The sequence below is a fragment of the Mesorhizobium sp. B4-1-3 genome (assembly GCF_006439355.1).
In the GTDB taxonomy this organism is placed as follows: domain Bacteria; phylum Pseudomonadota; class Alphaproteobacteria; order Rhizobiales; family Rhizobiaceae; genus Mesorhizobium.
The window spans coordinates 62,680-79,876 of the sequence record NZ_VFTG01000006.1; the positions used below are offsets into that span (position 1 = coordinate 62,680).

14 protein-coding genes and 1 other RNA gene are annotated in these 17,197 nt (G+C 63.4%); 7 read left to right on the top strand and 8 right to left on the bottom strand.

All coding sequences use genetic code 11. The annotated features are described in order from the left end of the window. The first annotated feature begins 302 nt into the window (after positions 1 to 302). Positions 303 to 1,418, top strand: a complete 1,116-nt coding sequence (locus FJW06_RS10490; protein WP_140751264.1) for a cystathionine gamma-lyase — start codon at positions 303 to 305, stop codon at positions 1,416 to 1,418. A 5-nt stretch (positions 1,419 to 1,423) separates the two neighbouring features. Here FJW06_RS10490 and FJW06_RS10495 read toward each other — a convergent pair whose 3' ends face one another. From FJW06_RS10495 to FJW06_RS10520, 6 genes are all read right to left on the bottom strand, one after another. Continuing rightward, the gene (locus tag FJW06_RS10495) at positions 1,424 to 1,567 is read right to left on the bottom strand and encodes a type II toxin-antitoxin system RelE/ParE family toxin (protein WP_140751266.1); all 144 of its coding nucleotides are present in this window, start codon (positions 1,565 to 1,567) and stop codon (positions 1,424 to 1,426) included. Positions 1,568 to 1,679: 112 nt separating this feature from the next. Further along, positions 1,680 to 2,075, bottom strand: an RNA gene (rnpB, locus tag FJW06_RS10500) — RNase P RNA component class A. A 124-nt stretch (positions 2,076 to 2,199) separates the two neighbouring features. Next, complete coding sequence (locus tag FJW06_RS10505) at positions 2,200 to 2,907, bottom strand: transglycosylase SLT domain-containing protein (protein ID WP_140751268.1); 708 nt, start codon at positions 2,905 to 2,907, stop codon at positions 2,200 to 2,202. A gap of 204 nt (positions 2,908 to 3,111) precedes the next feature. Then, on the bottom strand, positions 3,112 to 3,861 hold the full coding sequence (locus tag FJW06_RS10510; RefSeq protein ID WP_140751270.1) for an N-acetylmuramoyl-L-alanine amidase: 750 nt from the start codon (positions 3,859 to 3,861) through the stop codon (positions 3,112 to 3,114). Next, positions 3,858 to 4,577 carry a DnaJ family molecular chaperone gene (locus FJW06_RS10515; RefSeq protein ID WP_140751272.1) on the bottom strand — a complete coding sequence of 240 codons (720 nt, stop codon included), beginning with the start codon at positions 4,575 to 4,577 and terminating at the stop codon, positions 3,858 to 3,860. The genes FJW06_RS10510 and FJW06_RS10515 overlap by 4 nt, the downstream gene beginning before the upstream one ends. Before the next feature lie 128 nt (positions 4,578 to 4,705). Beyond that, complete coding sequence (locus FJW06_RS10520) at positions 4,706 to 4,912, bottom strand: hypothetical protein (RefSeq protein WP_140751274.1); 207 nt, start codon at positions 4,910 to 4,912, stop codon at positions 4,706 to 4,708. Positions 4,913 to 5,089: 177 nt separating this feature from the next. On the opposite strand from FJW06_RS10520, the gene FJW06_RS10525 reads away from it, so the two are divergent. The 3 genes from FJW06_RS10525 to FJW06_RS10535 are packed head-to-tail and all read left to right on the top strand — an operon-like array spanning position 5,090 to position 10,727. Beyond that, on the top strand, positions 5,090 to 8,722 hold the full coding sequence (locus FJW06_RS10525) for a hydantoinase B/oxoprolinase family protein (RefSeq protein WP_140751276.1): 3,633 nt from the start codon (positions 5,090 to 5,092) through the stop codon (positions 8,720 to 8,722). Positions 8,723 to 8,766: 44 nt separating this feature from the next. Further along, positions 8,767 to 10,065 (top strand): DUF3419 family protein, encoded by a 1,299-nt coding sequence (locus FJW06_RS10530; RefSeq protein ID WP_140751278.1) that lies wholly within the window; start codon positions 8,767 to 8,769, stop codon positions 10,063 to 10,065. After that, the gene (locus tag FJW06_RS10535) at positions 10,062 to 10,727 is read left to right on the top strand and encodes a class I SAM-dependent methyltransferase (RefSeq protein ID WP_140751280.1); all 666 of its coding nucleotides are present in this window, start codon (positions 10,062 to 10,064) and stop codon (positions 10,725 to 10,727) included. Before FJW06_RS10530 ends, FJW06_RS10535 begins: the two co-directional genes overlap by 4 nt. 8 nt (positions 10,728 to 10,735) lie before the next feature. On the opposite strand, the gene FJW06_RS10540 is transcribed toward FJW06_RS10535, so the two are convergent. Then, positions 10,736 to 12,118, bottom strand: a complete 1,383-nt coding sequence (locus tag FJW06_RS10540; RefSeq protein ID WP_140751282.1) for a serine hydrolase — start codon at positions 12,116 to 12,118, stop codon at positions 10,736 to 10,738. 292 nt (positions 12,119 to 12,410) lie between these two features. On the opposite strand from FJW06_RS10540, the gene FJW06_RS10545 reads away from it, so the two are divergent. Further along, positions 12,411 to 13,202, top strand: a complete 792-nt coding sequence (locus tag FJW06_RS10545; RefSeq protein WP_140751284.1) for a GH25 family lysozyme — start codon at positions 12,411 to 12,413, stop codon at positions 13,200 to 13,202. Between the two features lie 184 nt (positions 13,203 to 13,386). Beyond that, positions 13,387 to 14,565, top strand: a complete 1,179-nt coding sequence (locus FJW06_RS10550; protein ID WP_140751286.1) for a lytic murein transglycosylase — start codon at positions 13,387 to 13,389, stop codon at positions 14,563 to 14,565. A gap of 40 nt (positions 14,566 to 14,605) precedes the next feature. On the opposite strand, the gene FJW06_RS10555 is transcribed toward FJW06_RS10550, so the two are convergent. Further along, positions 14,606 to 15,826 (bottom strand): alanine racemase, encoded by a 1,221-nt coding sequence (locus FJW06_RS10555; RefSeq protein ID WP_140751288.1) that lies wholly within the window; start codon positions 15,824 to 15,826, stop codon positions 14,606 to 14,608. 206 nt (positions 15,827 to 16,032) lie between these two features. On the opposite strand from FJW06_RS10555, the gene FJW06_RS10560 reads away from it, so the two are divergent. Beyond that, a complete protein-coding gene (locus FJW06_RS10560; protein WP_140751290.1) occupies positions 16,033 to 16,953 on the top strand; it encodes a DMT family transporter in 921 nt (306 codons plus the stop codon). Positions 16,954 to 17,197: the final 244 nt, after the last annotated feature.

Below are 17,197 nucleotides of genomic sequence, written 5' to 3' on the forward strand. Positions count from 1 at the left end.
GAGAAAACGGGCAAACGCGCAGCCGCCTCGGCTGCCCGATTGGCGTACGCTTCACCCTGACGCGGAACGAAAGCTTGATCTGAATGGGATATCATGGGGTACTTTGGGCGTCAACGGGAACAGACATCACAAACATGCGTCCCACAACCAGAAAGCGCAGGCTGAAGGCGCGTCTCGTTTTATCCTCTATTAAGCCTAACGAAGCGTTTAGAGCCTCTGGCCCAAAAAGACGCAGCTTGCTGCGGACGGCCGGCGCGCATAGCGTCGGTTGAAGTTTTCTGCCCCGATCGAGGATCGAATTGATGTCCGACACTGCGAAGTCACGCGCCGCGACGCTTACCCATTTGCGCAGCGCCGGTTTCGCCAAGGGCGATCCCATCCCCTTGCCGCTGACCATGGCCTCCATCTTCCACGCGCCGGGCGACGCGACCGGCTTCGATCAATATGGCCGCTTCAGCAACCCGACCTGGCATGCCGTGGAGCATGCGCTCGGCCATCTGGAAGACGCGCAATGCGTTGCCTTCCCGTCGGGAATGGCGGCGATTTCCGCCGCTTTCTTCGCGCTCGTCAAATCGGGCGACAGCATCCTGTTGCCGTCGGACGGCTATCACACGACGCGGGCTCTGGCCGAGCGTTTCCTGAAACCGCTCGGCGTCGCCTATGAGGTGAGGCCGACGGCAAGCATGCTCGATGGCGGCTTCGCCGGCTACCGGGCGGTCTTCGTCGAAAGTCCGTCGAACCCGCGGCTCGACATCTGCGACATCACCGCCGTCGCCGAGGCCGTCCATGCGCAAGGAGGGCTCCTGATCGTCGACAACACGACGATGACGCCCTTCGGCCAGCGCCCGCTGGATCTCGGCGCCGACATCGTGGTCTCGGCCGACACCAAGGCGATCAACGGCCATTCGGACGTGCTCTTTGGCCATGTCGCCAGCCGTGATCCCGACATTGTCGCCAGGGTGAAGGATTGGCGCGAGACGGCCGGCGGTATCCCCGGTCCGTTCGAAGCGTGGCTCGTGCATCGCGGCCTCGAGACGCTCGAAGTGCGCTTCGACCGCATGTGCTCGTCGGCCGAGACCATCGCGCGACGCTTGAAGGACCATCGCGCCGTCAGCGGCTTGCGCTTTCCCGGGCTCGAGGGCGACGCCTCGCACAATCTGGCGCGCGCCCAGATGGATCGCTTCGGCTTTTTGATCTCGTTCGAGCTGGCTTCGGAACAGAAGGCCGAGGCGTTCATCGACAATTGCGCGCTGATTGAATCGGCAACCTCATTCGGCGGCGTGCACACGTCGGCCGAGCGGCGCTCGAAACGCGGCGACGCCGTGTCGCCGGGCTTCGTTCGCCTAGCGATCGGCTGCGAGCCGGTCGAGGAGCTTTGGCAGGCGATCGAGGCGTCGCTGGACAAGATCGGCCCCTAATCCCGCTATATCAGATCGTCAGCCTCGATCTTGCGCCGGCCATGAAGTACGCGGAGGATTTCGATCGCATCCTCGCGGACGCGGTAAAAGGTGAGATATTCGCCAACGACGTGCTCCTTATTCACCCTCAAGGTACGATTTAATCGCATCGGCTCCAAGAATTGACCACGTCGAAGAGGCCGCTTCGCGGAGAAATGCTTGAATCAGAGCTCTCGCCCGTCGGCGTAACCTCCTGATCCCGTTCAGCTATCGCTACGAGAAATTGCCAGCTGGCCTGTAAGCCGGGTTCTGTATGGCCCTCGCCTTGCGACGAGAACGTGGCGGCCATTCATCTTGGGCGCATGTTGCCACGCGCCTCACGCAACCTACCCGGACGGTGGGCCGGAAACAGCCCTCGAAGGTTTCCCTTCGCACCGCCCCTATTCGGTTTTGCTCCCGGTGGGGTTTGCCCTGCCGCTCCTGTTGCCAGTCGCGCGGTGGGCTCTTACCCCACCCTTTCACCCTTGCCCCGGCAATGCCGAGGCGGTTTGCTTTCTGTGGCACTTTCCCTAGGGTCGCCCCCGCCGGCCGTTAGCCGGCACCGTGTCTCCATGGAGCCCGGACTTTCCTCACCCGCAACCTTTCGGTTCTCGCGGGCGCGGCCGCCCGGCCAGCTGGCAAGGGCGTATAAAGGGATTCCCGCTTGAAAACGCAAATGAAAAAGCTGGCGCAGGCACCCGAGGCAGTGAATCTGGGGCAACGACATGCCTAGACAGCACGCGTTGCCCAAATCCACTTCGGCTTAAGCCGGCGAGCCCAATGCCGCCATCTGCACCTTCACCTTGCTGCAATAGGCGGCCGAAACCGGATTCATCCTCGTCGCGCCATGGCCGGCATTGTATTTCAGGATCGTGCCGCAGGTGGTGCCGCCACCGAGACCCTGCGCCATGGCGAGATATTTCATGCCGTATTTGATGTTGGTGTCGGGGTCGAACAGCCCGTTGGCCGAACCGGTATAGCCCATCATGCGCGCTGTGGCCGGCTTGATCTGCATCAGGCCGATCTCGCCGGCGCTGCCGACCATGTTCGGCCTGTAGTTGCTTTCGATCTTGATAACGGCCCTGGCCAGCGACACCGGCACGCCATAGCTCGCGGCATAGCGGGCAATGATCGCCGAATATTGGCCGCCGCCCGTCGCTGGCGACGACAACGCCGGCTTCTCAGGGCGGATGGAGGCTGTCGCGGTCAGGTCGACAGTCTGCCTGTTGCGCTTCGAATTGCGCGTTGCCGTTCTTTTCCCCGCCTTGGCTTCGGCAACCTTCTCCACCTTGGTCGGAGTGGTTCCCTTGATCCTGGAGCCCTTGGCTGTCGGGCTTGCCTTCGGTGCCGCGGGGGCAGCGGCGAAGCCATTGTTAGCCCGCAAGCTCAGAGGGGCACTGTTCGCTGGGTTAAAGGCAAGAGTCATCACTCCGGCAGCAACGGCTGCCGCTACAACGGTCAATCTTTGCATCTAGTCCTGTTCTGTTAGGGCCGCGCGAAGAACTTCGCGAGGTTGGGTCAACTCAACACCGGGCATATTTGGGGGGATAGACGCCCGACAACTTGCAGGGCGGGCATTTGAAGGTGAAATTGGCGGCAATGAAGGCGGCGCAATTCACTTTAAATGACAGATTGTAATTTAAGGAACCTGTCGAGATTGTCTGACGGTGACTGCCTATACGGCAGCCAGGAGCCGTTCCAGCGTGCGGATGGTCGATTTATCCGCCACGCCATCCACCAGCCGCCTCCGGAAATGTCGCTGGAACGCCGCCACCACGATCTCCGTCTGCCGGTCGTAGACACCCGATATCTCGACGCCGTAGCCGTAGAGCGCCAGCATAGACTGCAGCGCCTCGACGTCGGCGCCGGTGTCGCCGGCCTTCAGCGCGGCGCCCGGCTTTATCGGCGCCGCAGGCACGAGGTGGCCAACACCGGCCGCGAAGAGCGCCTTCCAGGGAAATTTTTCGCCGGGATCGACCTTGCGACCTGGAGCCACGTCCGAATGCGCGAGCACCCTTGCCGCGGGGATCGAATAACGGCCAACGATCCCCACGCACAAGCCGATCACGGCATCGACCTGCCGCCTCGGAAAAGCCTTGTAGCCCAGCGAATGCCCGGGATTGACGATCTCGATGCCGACGGAACAGGAGTTGATGTCGGTGCGGCCGAGCCAGGAACTCTTGCCGGCATGCCAGGCGCGGTCGCTCTCGCGCACCATCTGCACGATGCGGCCATCCTCGTGGACAAGATAATGCGAGGAAACTTCGCTCGCTGGATCGCACAGCCACGCCTCGGCGCCGGCGCCGCTTGCCATTCCGGTATAATGCAGCACGATCATGTCGGGCCGGAGCGTCTCGCGACGCGGACCGAAATTGGGCGACACCCGGACCTCGGCACCTGGCTGGTCGGGCAAAAAGCCGCTCATACGTGCCTGAGGCCCCGCTCGATCATCTCATAGGCGGCATTGATCGCGGCGACCCTGGTGGTGGCGATCTTGATGAATTCCTGCGGCAGGCCGCGCGCGATCAGCCTGTCCGGGTGATTGTCGGAAATCAGCTTGCGATAGCGTTTCCTGACTTCCTCGAACGGCTTGCCGCGCTCGATCCCCAGAACGACGTAAGGATCGGCGGCGCCGAGATTGACGTGCCTGGACAGGATCGCCTCGTAATGCACCTCGTCGATCCGAAAGATCTCGGCGATCCGGTGCAGGAACTGACCTTCCCGCTCATGGATGAGCCCGTCCGCCTTGGCGATGTGAAACAGTCCGTCGAGTATGTCTTCCAGCATCATGCAGTTGGCGTGGCCGGAACCGCAGAGTTGCGCCATGCGCTGGGCATAGGTCTCGAAGCCGGCGACGTCCTGCTTGGCGATATCGTAAAGCCGCGCCACGTTGCGCGTCTCGCTCGCCGGCACTTCGAAGATTTCCTGGAAGGCGCGCACCTCGTCCTGCGTGACAATGCCGTCGGCCTTGGCCATCTTGGCCGAAAGCGCGATCATCGCCACCGAGAAGGCAACGCGCCGGCGCAAGTCCGGATCGCCGGAAAACACGGTGCGCACGGCTTCCACGACATCCGCGACACCCGAGGACGCCGACGACGAAACACGAGCGATGAAGTCGCCAAGGCGGTCCCAAATCGACATGTCGGCTTCATAGAGCGAACCGGGCGGTTCTATCAAGCCGGGACAATGCCGCAGGCTGCCGGCGTGATGTGGGATCGACGCAAAGAAGGCCGGCAATGCCGGCCTTCCTCAAGATTGTGGGTCGGTCCTTACTGCGCGGGCGCGGCAGGAGCCGGTTTTGTTGCCGGAGCCGGTTCGGCAGGCTTCGAAGCATCGGGCGAAGCCGGCTTCATGGGCTGCTCGTTGGCCGGCGGATTGGTGCTCTGGGTCGTGGTCTTGTCGGTACCGCTGTCGCTGCAAGCCGCCACCCCCAGCAGGGCGACCGCCGAGACCGACGCCAGAATGAGCTTCTTCATGGTATCTCTCCTTCAGCAGACGCTCACATTTCGGTGAGCGGTCGCAGGGGAAATGCATCAGCAAGCTGCCGGTTTCGTAACGTTGCATTTCGATGTGTAACATCAACTTACGATTGCTGGCGCCAAAAATCCCAAACCAGCAGAACATGCGCTCGAAGACATGAATGGATAAGCAGAATGCCGGCAGCCGCAGGAACTGGGAAATGGGACTTCTGGATCGACCGCGGCGGCACGTTCACCGATATCATCGGCCGTGATCCGCAGGGCCGCCTGCACCCACGAAAACTCCTGTCCGAAAATCCCGAGGCCTATGCGGACGCCGCTATTCAGGGCATCCGCGACCTGTTGGGTCTCAAAGCGGGCGCAGCCATTTCCGCCGAGGCGATCGGCGACATCAAAATGGGCACGACAGTTGCCACCAATGCGCTGCTCGAGCGCAAGGGCGATCGCGTGCTGCTGTTGATCACCAAGGGTTTTCGCGACGCATTGCGGATCGCCTATCAGGCAAGGCCGGACATCTTTGCCAAGGAGATCATCCTGCCGGAACAACTCTACGAGCGCGTCATCGAGATCGACGAGCGCGTGCGCGCCGACGGCTGCGTCGAGCGCCTGCTCGACATTGCGGCCTGCCGCCCGGCGATCGAACAGGCAAAGGCCGACGGCATCGACGCGGTCGCCATCGTCTTCATGCATGCCTGGAAATACCCGGACCACGAAAAAGCCGTGGCAAAAGTCTGCCGCAAGATCGGCTTCAGCCAGATATCGGTCTCTCACGAGATCTCGCCGCTCATCAAGCTGGTCGGCCGCGGCGACACCACCGTGGTGGACGCTTATCTGTCGCCGATCCTGTCGCGCTACGTGCAGCGTGTGGCCGGCGAACTGGGCGCCGGCCCGCGCCTGATGTTCATGATGTCGTCGGGCGGCCTCACCGCCGCCGACATGTTCCAGGGCAAGGACGCGCTGCTGTCAGGGCCGGCGGGCGGGGTCGTCGGCATGGTCGAGACGGCGAAGCTCGCCGGCTTCGACAAGGTCATCGGCTTCGATATGGGCGGCACCTCAACCGACGTCGCCCATTATGACGGCGAATATGAGCGCGCCTTCGACACCGAGGTCGCCGGCGTGCGCATCCGCGCGCCGATGATGCGCATCCACACGGTCGCCGCCGGCGGCGGCTCAATCCTGCATTACGAGGCGGGCCGCTTCCGCGTCGGCCCGGATTCCGCCGGCGCCAATCCCGGCCCGGCTGCCTACCGGCGCGGCGGTCCGCTCGCCGTCACCGACGCCAATGTCATGCTCGGCAAATTGCAGCCCGATTTCTTCCCGGCGATTTTCGGCGCCGGCCAGGACCAGCCGCTCGATGCCGGCACCGTTCGCGAGAAATTCGCGGCACTTGCCGCCCAGATCGGCGACGGCCGCTCGCCCGAGGCGGTCGCCGAAGGCTTTGTCACCATCGCCGTCGAGAACATGGCCAACGCCATCAAGAAGATCTCGGTGCAGCGCGGCTACGATGTCACGGAATATCTGTTGAACTGTTTTGGCGGTGCCGGCGGCCAGCACGCCTGCCTGGTTGCCGACGCGCTCGGCATGGAAGCCGTGCTGATCCACCCCTTTTCCGGCCTGCTTTCCGCATACGGCATCGGCCTCTCGTCGGTCTTCGCCTCGCGCCAGCAGGGCCTGCTGCAGCCGCTTGCCGACGAATCCGGCGCGGCGATCGAGGCACTCATCGCGGCCTTGCGCACGGATGTCATCGCCGAGCTTGGCGAGCAAGGCATCGCCGAGGACGAGGTTTCAACCAAGCCCGTCCTGCACATCCGCTACGACGGCACCGACACGGCGCTGCCGGTGAATTTCGAGCATGGCTCGATCTTCCGGGCCAGGAGCGACTTCGAGGCCGCGCACAAGGCGCAATTCGGTTTCGTCTATGACGACAAGCCCATCGTCGTCGAGACCGTCGCCGTCGAAGGCATGGAAGCCGCGCGACAGGGCAAGGCTGAAATCTCCGCCCGTGCCGGACTTGCAGGGGTCGAGCCTAAGCCTTCGGAATGCCGGCAGATTTATACCGAGGGCCGCTGGCACGAGGCCGGCGTCTACCATCGTGAGAACCTGCGGCCCTCCGACACGGTCGCCGGACCCGCGCTGATCATCGAGCCGAACCAGACCATCGTCGTCGAGCCTGGCTGGCGCGCCGAAATCACCAGTCTCGACCACGTCGTGATCCGCCGCACGGAACGAAAAGCGCGTGCCGCGGCACTCGGCACCGAGGCCGATCCGGTGATGCTGGAGGTCTTCAACAACCTCTTCATGTCGATCGCCGAACAGATGGGCGTGACGCTGCAGAACACCGCCTATTCGGTCAACATCAAGGAGCGGCTCGATTTTTCCTGCGCCGTGTTCGACCGCCATGGCGCATTGGTCGCCAACGCGCCGCACATGCCGGTGCATCTGGGCTCCATGGACCGTTCCGTCGAAACCATCATCCGCCTGAATTCCGGCGATATCCATCCGGGCGACGTGTTCGCGCTCAACGCGCCCTATAATGGCGGCACGCATCTGCCCGACATCACCGTGGTGACGCCCGTCTTCGACGATGCGCGCAACGAGATCCTGTTCTGGGCGGCCTCGCGCGGCCACCACGCCGATGTCGGCGGCACCGCGCCCGGCTCGATGACGCCGCTTGCGACGACGGTCGATGAGGAAGGCGTTCTGTTCGACAATTTCCGCATCGTCGATCGCGGCCGCTTCCGCGAGAAGGAGCTGGAGACGCTGCTGACCGATCATCCCTACCCCGCGCGCAATCCCGTCCAGAACATCGCCGACCTCAAGGCGCAGATCGCCGCCAACGAAAAGGGAGTGGCGGAGTTGCGCAAGATGGTCGCGCATTTCGGCCTCGATGTCGTCGAGGCCTATATGGGACATGTCCAGGACAATGCGGCCGAAAGCGTGCGCCGCGTGATAGAACGGCTTCCAGACAGCGCCGCTTACGAATATCCCACCGACACCGGCCAGGTGATCAAGGTGAAGATCACCGTCGACCGGCAAAAGCGCGAGGCGACCGTCGATTTCACCGGCACCTCTCCCGTCATGAAGAACAACTTCAACGCGCCGGAGCCCGTTGCCCGCGCAGCGGTGCTCTACGCCTTCCGCGTCATGGTCGAGGACATAATCCCGATGAATGCCGGCTGCCTCAGGCCGATCAACATCGTCATCCCCGATGGCTCGATGCTGAAGCCCGCCTACCCTGCCGCCGTCGTTGCCGGCAATGTCGAGACCTCGCAGCATGTCACCAACGCGCTGTTCGGCGCCATGGGTGCGATCGCCAACGCGCAAGGCACGATGAACAACCTCACCTTCGGCAGCAGGAAATACCAGTATTACGAGACGATCTGCTCCGGATCGCCGGCCGGCCGGATGAATTCGGGGCGTGGCTTTGCCGGCACCTCCGGCGTGCACACCCATATGACCAACTCGCGCCTTACCGATCCGGAGGTGCTGGAACTGCGCTTCCCCGTCGTGCTGGAAGACTTCCACATCCGCGAAGGCTCCGGCGGCAAGGGCAAATGGAATGCCGGCGACGGCACTAGGCGCACCATCCGCTTCCTCGAAAAGATGGAATGCGCGATCCTGTCCTCGCACCGCAACCGCCCGCCCCAAGGCCTAGAAGGCGGCGGCGACGGCGAGGCCGGATCGACCAAGGTCAGGCGCAATGACGGCTCGATCGACATCCTGAAGGCCTGCGACCAGACCACGCTCGATGCCGGCGAAGCCGTCATCGTCACCACGCCGACGCCTGGAGCATTCGGAAAATCGTAAGAATTTGTGACGGCCTGCCGTCAACAGGTTGTCACCCGCCTGTCATGACGCTGCGCTACCCGCTTGCGCCAACGCAAACGGGGAATCACCTTTCCATGTCAGACGTATCCGGAGAACTCGTTTATCGTCGTGGCAAGGAAGTCGGAAGGGCGGTCTATCAGAACCGGGCATTGTCGAAGGACGGCATTTCCGAGCGGCTCTTTGCCTTCCTGTTCTCAGGTCTGGTCTATCCGCAAATCTGGGAAGACCCGGATGTCGACATGGAGGCCATGCAGCTCGGCGCCGGTCACCGCATCGTCACGATCGCGTCGGGCGGCTGCAACATTCTGGCTTACCTAACCCGCTCGCCCGCCCGGATCGATGCCGTCGATCTCAACGCCGCGCACATCGCGCTGAACCGCATGAAGCTGGAAGCGGTGCGACACCTGCCTTCGCAGGGCGACCTGTTCCGCTTCTTCGGCGCCGCCGGCACCAGCCACAACTCCGACGCCTATGATCGCTTCATCGCGCCGCATCTCGATCCGGTGAGCCGTCATTACTGGGAGCGCCGCAACTGGCAGGGCCGCCGCCGCATCTCGGTCTTCGACCGCAACTTCTACCAGACCGGCCTGCTCGGCCTGTTCATCGCCATGGGCCATCGCGTCGCAAAACTGTTCGGCGTCGATCCGGCCGGCATCATGAAAGCCGAGAACATCGGCGAGCAGCGCCGCTTCTTCAATGAGGAGCTGGCGCCGATCTTCGACAAGAAGCTCTTGCGCTGGGCGACCTCTCGCAAGGCTTCGCTGTTCGGCCTCGGCATCCCGCCGGCCCAGTACGATTCGTTGATCACCTCCGGCGACGGCTCGATGGCGAGCGTCTTGAAAGCACGGCTGGAAAAGCTCGCCTGCGATTTCCCGCTGAAGAACAACTACTTCGCCTGGCAGGCCTTTGCCCGTCGTTATCCGCTGCCTGGCGAGGCGGCGCTGCCCGCCTATCTGGAACAGCGCAATTATAAGACGATCCGCGACAACATCGACCGCGTCGCCATCCATCATGCCAACCTGATCAAGTTCCTGGCCGCCAAGGAGGCGGGCAGCGTCGACCGGTTCGTGCTGCTCGACGCACAGGACTGGATGACCGACGACCTGCTCAACGCGCTCTGGACCGAGATCACCCGCACCGCCTCGGCGGGCGCCCGCGTCATCTTCCGCACCGCGGCGGAACCCAGCCTGCTACCCGGCCGTGTCTCCGATTCGCTGCTCGACCAATGGACCTACGAGGCCGACACCTCGCGCGAATTCTCGGCGAAAGACCGCTCCGCGATCTATGGCGGCTTCCACCTCTATGTGAAGCGCGCCGCATGAGCACGACGGAGCTGCCGGCCAGCCATGCCGATCTGATGGACGGCGTCTACCGCTGGCAGCGCCATATCTATGACCTCACCCGCAAATACTACCTGCTCGGCCGTGACCGCATGATCGACGGGCTGGACGTGCCGCGGGGCGGCGCCGTTCTGGAGCTCGGCTGCGGCACCGGCCGCAACATCGCGCTTGCCGCCCGCCGCTATCCGGACGCCCGCTTCTTTGGCCTCGACATCTCGGCCGAGATGCTGGAGACGGCAAACGCGGCCATTGCGCGTGAAGGTCTGTCCGGCAAAGTCAGCCTTGCACGCGGCGATGCCACCGATTTCGATGCCAAGGATCTCTTCGGCATCCAATGCTTCGACCGCGTCTTCATCTCCTATTCGCTGTCGATGATCCCCGGCTGGGAGAAGACCGTATCGGCCGCGCTCGCCACGCTCGCCCCCGGCGGTTCGCTGCACGTCGTCGATTTCGGCCAGCAGGAAGGACTGCCACGCTGGTTTCGCGGGCTGTTGCGCGGCTGGCTGCGGAAATTCCATGTTTCACCGCGCGCCTCGCTGCGCGACGTGCTTGAATCGGAATCGCAGCGCACCGGCGCAACCTTCCGTTTCAGAACGCTTTATCGCGGCTATGCCTGGCTGGCCGTGATCGGATCCCGCAAATAGCAAAGCGATCAGTGCAGCGCCTTCACCAGCGCCCCAACCATCCTCTGCGGACGATAGCCGAGCTTGGCCGGCGTCAGCCCAAGCCGCACCACGACCAACTGCTCCGATGGAACGATCGCCACCGTCTGGCCGTCATGGCCTTCCATCCAGTATGTGTCCTTGGGCAGTCCCGCTGAAATGCCAGCGCCGGGTTTTTCCTCATCGCCCGGACCTTCGATCCAGACCTGGCCCTTGCCATAGACTTTTGAAGCCGGCGCCGGCTCGCGCATCCAGTCGACGAAACCGGCGGGCAGGATCTGGGTGCCGTTCCAGACGCCGCCCTGCAGCAGAAATTGGCCAAAGCGCGCCCAGTCACGCGCCGTGGCGTAGAGATAAGACGAGCCGACGAAGGTGCCCTGCTCGTCGGTCTCGAGCACCGCGCTATGCATGCCGAGCGGCTCGAATAGCGCCGTGCGCGGCCAGGCCAGCGCCTTGGTTTTGTCGCCGATCGCGTCCTGCCACAGCCGCGACAGCATCACCGCCGTGCCGCTCGAATAGGAAAACACCTTGCCGACCTCGCCGGTCAGCGGTTGGGCCTCGGCGAAACCGGCCATGTCCGGCTCGAGATAGAGCATGCGCGTCACGTCGGCGACGTCGCCATAATCCTCGTTGAACGCCAGCCCGCTCGACATCGCCATCATGTCGGCAAGACTGATGGCGGCGCGGCCGTCGGCCTTCCACGGCGCGAAAAGGCCCTTTTTGTCGAGCGCGAGCTTGCCGTCCTTGACCAAAGTGCCGACGATCGCGGCATTCACCGTCTTGGTCATCGACCAGCCGAGCAGCGGCGTCTTGGCCGAAAAGCCCTCGCCATAACGTTCTGCGACGATGCGGCCGTTCTTCACCACCACGATGGCGCGCATGCCGATGCCGGCCATGGCGACATCGTCGACGATCTTCGCGACTTCGGAGTTCTGCGAAGCATCCACGCGGTCGCCATCGGGCCACAGCGTATCGGGTTGCGCCGCGGCAGGCGGCACCGCGCGTAGCGAGGTCTGCCGCGCTTTGCCGGTATCGCCGTCGGGAACCGATGCGCAGCCGACCCCGAAGCGTTCTACGGCAACGCTCTTGCCGAAAACCCAAAACAGCCCGGCCGAAACCATCCCCCTTTTTCTGTCGACCGACACTTTCATCAGCCTGAGCAGCGGATGGCCGGGCGCCTGCACGTCGACCGCCAGCACTTGGTTCGGGTCGCGGCCGGCGATGAAGACATTCGAGCAGACGATCTTGGCCGAATAGCCGGAGCCGACGCGGATCAGTTCGGGCGGGGCGAAATAGAGCCAGGCGAAGAGCCCGATTACCGCCAGGATCACAAGACCAAGCAGCCATTTGATGAACTTCGCGACAGCCCGCATCTTTCCCCGCCTTTTGGATTCGCCGGCCCGATTTATGTCATCGATTTGCCGCCATTGCTTCCGCAAAATCATCGGCGTTGTCGAGCGCCGTCAATGGATTATCAACCATGTTCGGCGATCAACATGCTCCATGTCGCCCAAAAGTGCGCAGCGGTTTTGGGACAACGACATGGACAGACAAATGAGAACTTGGACGATCTCGTGGGGCGATCGTCCGGAGGGGGCCCGCGTAAGCGACCACCATCAGTGAAGGACCCATCAGCGGCCGGCTGAACCCGGCCTGGGGAACGCCATGCGCCGTCTCGCGGCCATTCTGATGCTGACGCTGCTCTGCGCCTGCTCGACCGTCGACGATCTCTCTCCGCTGTCGCCGTCCTCGCAGACGGTTGCCGTGCGCGCGCCCAAATTCGAGGACTCCAAGCCGCATCAATGGGATAGCGGCGCGCCGTGGACTTATGCCATCCACGGCACGGATGTTTCCAAATACCAGACCTCGGTCGACTGGCCGACAGCGAGAGCCAGCGGCATCTCCTTCGCCTTCATCAAGGCGACGGAAGGCGGCGACCGCTTCGACGACAATTTCAACGAGCACTGGTCGCGCACGAAGGCAGCCGGAATTCCGCGGGCGGCCTATCATTTCTTCTATTTCTGCACGCCGGCGGAAACCCAGGCGCGCTGGTTCATCGCTAATGTCCCCAATGACCCGTCGGCAATGCCGCCGGTGCTCGACATGGAATGGAACCCGAAGTCGCCGACTTGCCGGCTGCGCCCGGACCCGGCCACGGTGCGCAGCGAAATGAGCGTCTTCCTGCAAATGGTCGAGCGTCATTACGGCAAGAAGCCGATCATCTACACCTCGCTCGATTTCTTCGACGACAACCAGCTGGCGAGTTTCCGCGGCTATCCCTATTGGCTGCGCTCGGTCGCCGGACACCCGCACCAAAAATACGGCGGCCACCCCTTCACCTTCTGGCAGTACACCGGCACCGGCATCGTGCCCGGCATGACCGGCAAGTCGGACATCAACGTCTTCAACGGCTCGGAAGCCGCCTGGAAGAAGTGGCTGCGGCAGAACACCCGTTGACAACCGTGCCCCCGCCTGCTTTTCGACACAGCGGGCGGCGAGACATGCAACCGCTGGTAATCCGGAGCGGCGCATTCGCGCGAGTGCTTGGCGCGGCTCCCGAACTTTGAAATCCTCGCATGCGCCTGTCCGATCCCGATCCGGGATCACGATGGGGTCATGCGCCGGTCTCGAAAGGAAAACGATGCGATTGCGCGTTGAAATCCTGATGGCGCTTTTCCTCGGCGCGTCGGCGCTGCCCGTCGCGGCACAGGAATGCGGTGGCGATTTCGAGGCCTGGAAGCAGGGCGTCGCGGCCGAAGCCAAAGCGGCCGGTGTCGGCGCCGTCGGGCTCGACGCGCTGGAGGACGCCACCATCGATCAGCGGGCGCTGGCGCGCGACCGCGCCCAGGGCGTCTTCACCCAGACCTTCACCGAATTCGCCAATCGCATGATCTCAGCCTACCGCCTGAAGCAGGGCGCGGCCAATCTGAAGAAATATGCCGATGTTTTCGCCCGCGCCGACAAGGAGTTCGGTGTCCAGCCGGCCATCATCGCTGCTTTCTGGGGGCTGGAGACCGATTTCGGCGCCGTGCAGGGCGATTTCCATACGCTCAATGCGCTGGTGACGCTTTCGCATGACTGCCGCCGCCCTCAGCTCTTCCGGCAGCAATTGGTGCCGCTGCTCACCTTGCTCGACCGCGGCGTGCTGCCGCCCGACGTCAAGGGCGCCTGGGCCGGCGAGATCGGGCAGACGCAGATCCTGCCGACCGACTATCTTGCCAAAGGCGTCGATGGCGACGGCGACGGCAAGGTCGACCTCAGGAACAGCGTGCCGGATGTCATCATGACGACCGCCAACAAGATCATGTCGCGCGGCTGGAAGCGCGACCAGCCCTGGGTCCAGGAAGTGCGCGTCCCCGACCAGATGCCGTGGGACCAGACCGGCCGCACCAACAAGCTGCCGCTGTCGCAATGGGCTCAATGGGGCGTGACCAACCCGGACGGCACGCCGCTCGTCGACAATGGGCTCAAGGCCGGCCTCGCCCTGCCGATGGGCCGCAAGGGCCCCGCCTTCCTGACTTACGACAACTTCGACGTCTATCTGGAATGGAACCAGTCCTTCACCTATGCGCTGACGGCCGCCGTGCTTGCCACCCGCCTTGCCGGCGCGCCGCAATTCGATCCGCGTATGCCCGAGCAGGGCCTGAGCGGCGATCAGATGAAGGCATTGCAGACCAAGCTCGAGGCCAAGGGCTACGATGTCGGCACGGTCGATGGCATCCTCGGCACCAACACGCGCGAAGCGGTCCGCAAGGAGCAGACGCGGCTAGGGTTGCCGGTCGATGGCTGGCCGACGCCGGAGTTGCTGGCAAAGCTGTAGCGCCCTTCCCTTCTCCCACAAGAAGGGGAGAAGAGGGAGCTCAATCCGCCATCGTTTCCAGACTCGCAAACCCAACCGGCGCATCGCCCTCGTCGAACGGCGTCGTCACCTCGACGAACGTATCGGGATAAAAGCCGTTGAAGCGGGTCCTGAGCGACAGTGAGTAGGCGCCGATATGGCCGATCTCGATCCAGTCGCCGGTGTCGACCGTTTCCGGCAGCCAGAACGGCCTGGACAGGATGTCGACGGAATCGCAGGTCGCGCCGCAGACCTTGAACGGCACGATGTTTTTCTCGTCGCCATTGCGCGTGCGGATCGCGGGATCCGGGATGAAGCGCGCCGGCAGCGTGATCTTGCCGGTCCAGGAGTCCGACAGCGACGCCCAGATGCCGTCATTGATGTAGAGCCGCTTGCCCTTGCGCAGCAGCACCCGCACGATCAGCGACAGGCACCGCGCCACGATCACGCGGCCAGGCTCGGCCACCAGCGGCATCTGGTCGAACTGATACTCCTTCAGGTCGCCGGCAAGCCGCGACATCAGCTGACCGAGCGAAGGCATCTCGACCTGTTTGCGGTTGGGATCGTTGCCATACTCTGCCGGAAAGCCGCCGCCGACATCGAGCCCGGCGATCTCGAATGTCAGGCGGTTGCGCACCCAGTCGGCCGAGGCGAGCGCGCGCTCATAGGTGTCGGGATCCTCGATCTGGCTGCCGACATGGAAGCAGAGTCCAACCTTGTAGCCGGTGCGGTTCAGCCGCTCGGCGAGTTCGACGGCATTGGCAGGCCCGGCCCCGAATTTCTTCGACAATTCGTAAGCCGCATGGCCCTTGGTCTGGATGCGCACGAAGACGCTGATGGCGCCCGGGTCGATATCGAGCGCCCGCACCACGCGCGTCAGCTTGGTGATCTCATCCTCATGGTCGAGCGAAATCACGCGGATGCCGTATTTCTCCAGGGCCAGCTTGATATCCGACTGCGCCTTGACCGGGTGCATGTAGAGCATCTCGGCATCTGCCGAGACTGCCCGCACGGCGGCGAATTCGCCGGGCGAAGCGACGTCGAAGGTGCTGACGCCGGCTTCCACCAGCGTTTTCAGCACGATCTGCTCGCCATTGGTCTTCACAGCGTAGGCGGTCTTGCCTGGAAACATGCCCATGAACTGCAACGCGTCCGCCTTCAGCACCTGCGGGCGGAAACAATAGACCGGATCGTCGGGACGAAGCGCCAGTGCCGCATCACGGGCATTTTCGAATCGCTGCATGGACGAATCCTCGGGGTCTGGAGCGCAATTAATCCTAGCTAGCCGCCAAAGAAAACAGTTCTGTGTCTGGCGACCCGGAGCGGCCGGTTGCACATTTTGCCAACGCTAAACCACCAGTCAGGTTTCGGGTGGCCCTTGTCTGCGGACGCGATATCGGTTGGTGAGGTGCAACGGCTAGGATTGCGACCGGCCGGGAGGAACAAGAGATGTCCACTATAGCCGGCGCCGCGCCGACGCGCGGACCGATGACGTTCAAGGATTGGGCGCAGCTTCTCTTGCTCGGCGCGATCTGGGGCGGCTCGTTCTTCTTTGCCCGCATTGCGGTGTCCGAGATCCACCCGCTGGCGCTGGTGCTGTTTCGCGTCGCCATCGCCGCGATCGCGCTTCAGCTCTATTTGGCGGTCCGCGGCCCGTCGTTCCGGCTCGCCTTCCCGCATGCCGGCCTGTTCTTCCTGCTGGCGCTCTCCAACAACGTCGTGCCTTTCTCGCTGATCTTCGCCGGCCAGACGCAGCTCGGCGCCGGCGTCGCCTCGGTGCTCAACGCTACGACGCCGTTCTGGACGCTGGTGCTCGCCAACGCGCTCACCACCGACGAGAAGCTGTCCTGGAACAAGCTGGCCGGCATCTTCCTCGGTGTTGCCGGCACCGCCGTCATGATCGGCCCGGGTCTTGTTGCCGGCCTCGGTGGGCCGGTCTGGGCCAAATTCGCGCTGATCGGCGCTTCGGTATCCTATGCGATCGCCTTGATGATCGCGCGCCGTTTCAAGGGCGTGCCCTCGCCCGTTGTCGCCACCGGGCAGTTGACCGCCTCGACCATCATCATGATCCCCATCGTGCTCATTGCCTATGGACCGACGGGACTGTTCTCGGGCTCGCCGCCGGTCTGGGCCGCGGTGCTGGGACTCGCGCTGCTGTCCACCGCCTTCGCGTACATCCTCTATTTCAACCTCGTCGCCTCGGCCGGCGCCACCAACGCCTCGCTGGTCACCTTGATCGTGCCGGTCAGCGCGGTGCTGCTCGGCTTCCTCTTCCTCGGCGAGCGGTTGGCGCTGTTCGAGATCGGCGGCATGACGCTGATCGGTTTAGGCCTGATCACCATCGACGGGCGGTTGTTCGGCAAATGGTAGCGGTGTCATGCCACGCCGCCGCCACAATTTATTCACAACGGCGAAGCCGGCTTTTGCCGAAGAGTTTCAAAGGCTAACGACTAATTCCAGGTCGCGAATTTCACAATCATGTCGCATTGCAGCACGTTTTCCGCTTGCCTGTGGCACAAATGACCCTAGACTCCTGCCATAGCTCTGAAGAGGAGGCTATGACATGGGACTGACGAGGCCGATCAACGCTTTGATGATTTGTGCCGCATTCGCA

What these genes read in the sequence shown, in the direction of transcription:
- FJW06_RS10560 (WP_140751290.1), top strand. Translation starts at nt 16,033, where the DNA reads ATGTCCACTATAGCCGGCGCCGCGCCGACGCGCGGACCGATGACGTTC.
- FJW06_RS10520 (WP_140751274.1), bottom strand. Translation starts at nt 4,912, where the DNA reads ATGAAGAAGCTCATTCTGGCGTCGGTCTCGGCGGTCGCCCTGCTGGGG.
- FJW06_RS10535 (WP_140751280.1), top strand. Translation starts at nt 10,062, where the DNA reads ATGAGCACGACGGAGCTGCCGGCCAGCCATGCCGATCTGATGGACGGC.
- FJW06_RS10555 (WP_140751288.1), bottom strand. Translation starts at nt 15,826, where the DNA reads ATGCAGCGATTCGAAAATGCCCGTGATGCGGCACTGGCGCTTCGTCCC.
- FJW06_RS10510 (WP_140751270.1), bottom strand. Translation starts at nt 3,861, where the DNA reads ATGAGCGGCTTTTTGCCCGACCAGCCAGGTGCCGAGGTCCGGGTGTCG.
- FJW06_RS10490 (WP_140751264.1), top strand. Translation starts at nt 303, where the DNA reads ATGTCCGACACTGCGAAGTCACGCGCCGCGACGCTTACCCATTTGCGC.
- FJW06_RS10515 (WP_140751272.1), bottom strand. Translation starts at nt 4,577, where the DNA reads ATGTCGATTTGGGACCGCCTTGGCGACTTCATCGCTCGTGTTTCGTCG.
- FJW06_RS10550 (WP_140751286.1), top strand. Translation starts at nt 13,387, where the DNA reads ATGCGATTGCGCGTTGAAATCCTGATGGCGCTTTTCCTCGGCGCGTCG.
- FJW06_RS10495 (WP_140751266.1), bottom strand. Translation starts at nt 1,567, where the DNA reads ATGCGATTAAATCGTACCTTGAGGGTGAATAAGGAGCACGTCGTTGGC.
- FJW06_RS10545 (WP_140751284.1), top strand. Translation starts at nt 12,411, where the DNA reads ATGCGCCGTCTCGCGGCCATTCTGATGCTGACGCTGCTCTGCGCCTGC.
- FJW06_RS10540 (WP_140751282.1), bottom strand. Translation starts at nt 12,118, where the DNA reads ATGCGGGCTGTCGCGAAGTTCATCAAATGGCTGCTTGGTCTTGTGATC.
- FJW06_RS10505 (WP_140751268.1), bottom strand. Translation starts at nt 2,907, where the DNA reads ATGCAAAGATTGACCGTTGTAGCGGCAGCCGTTGCTGCCGGAGTGATG.
- FJW06_RS10525 (WP_140751276.1), top strand. Translation starts at nt 5,090, where the DNA reads ATGCCGGCAGCCGCAGGAACTGGGAAATGGGACTTCTGGATCGACCGC.
- FJW06_RS10530 (WP_140751278.1), top strand. Translation starts at nt 8,767, where the DNA reads ATGACGCTGCGCTACCCGCTTGCGCCAACGCAAACGGGGAATCACCTT.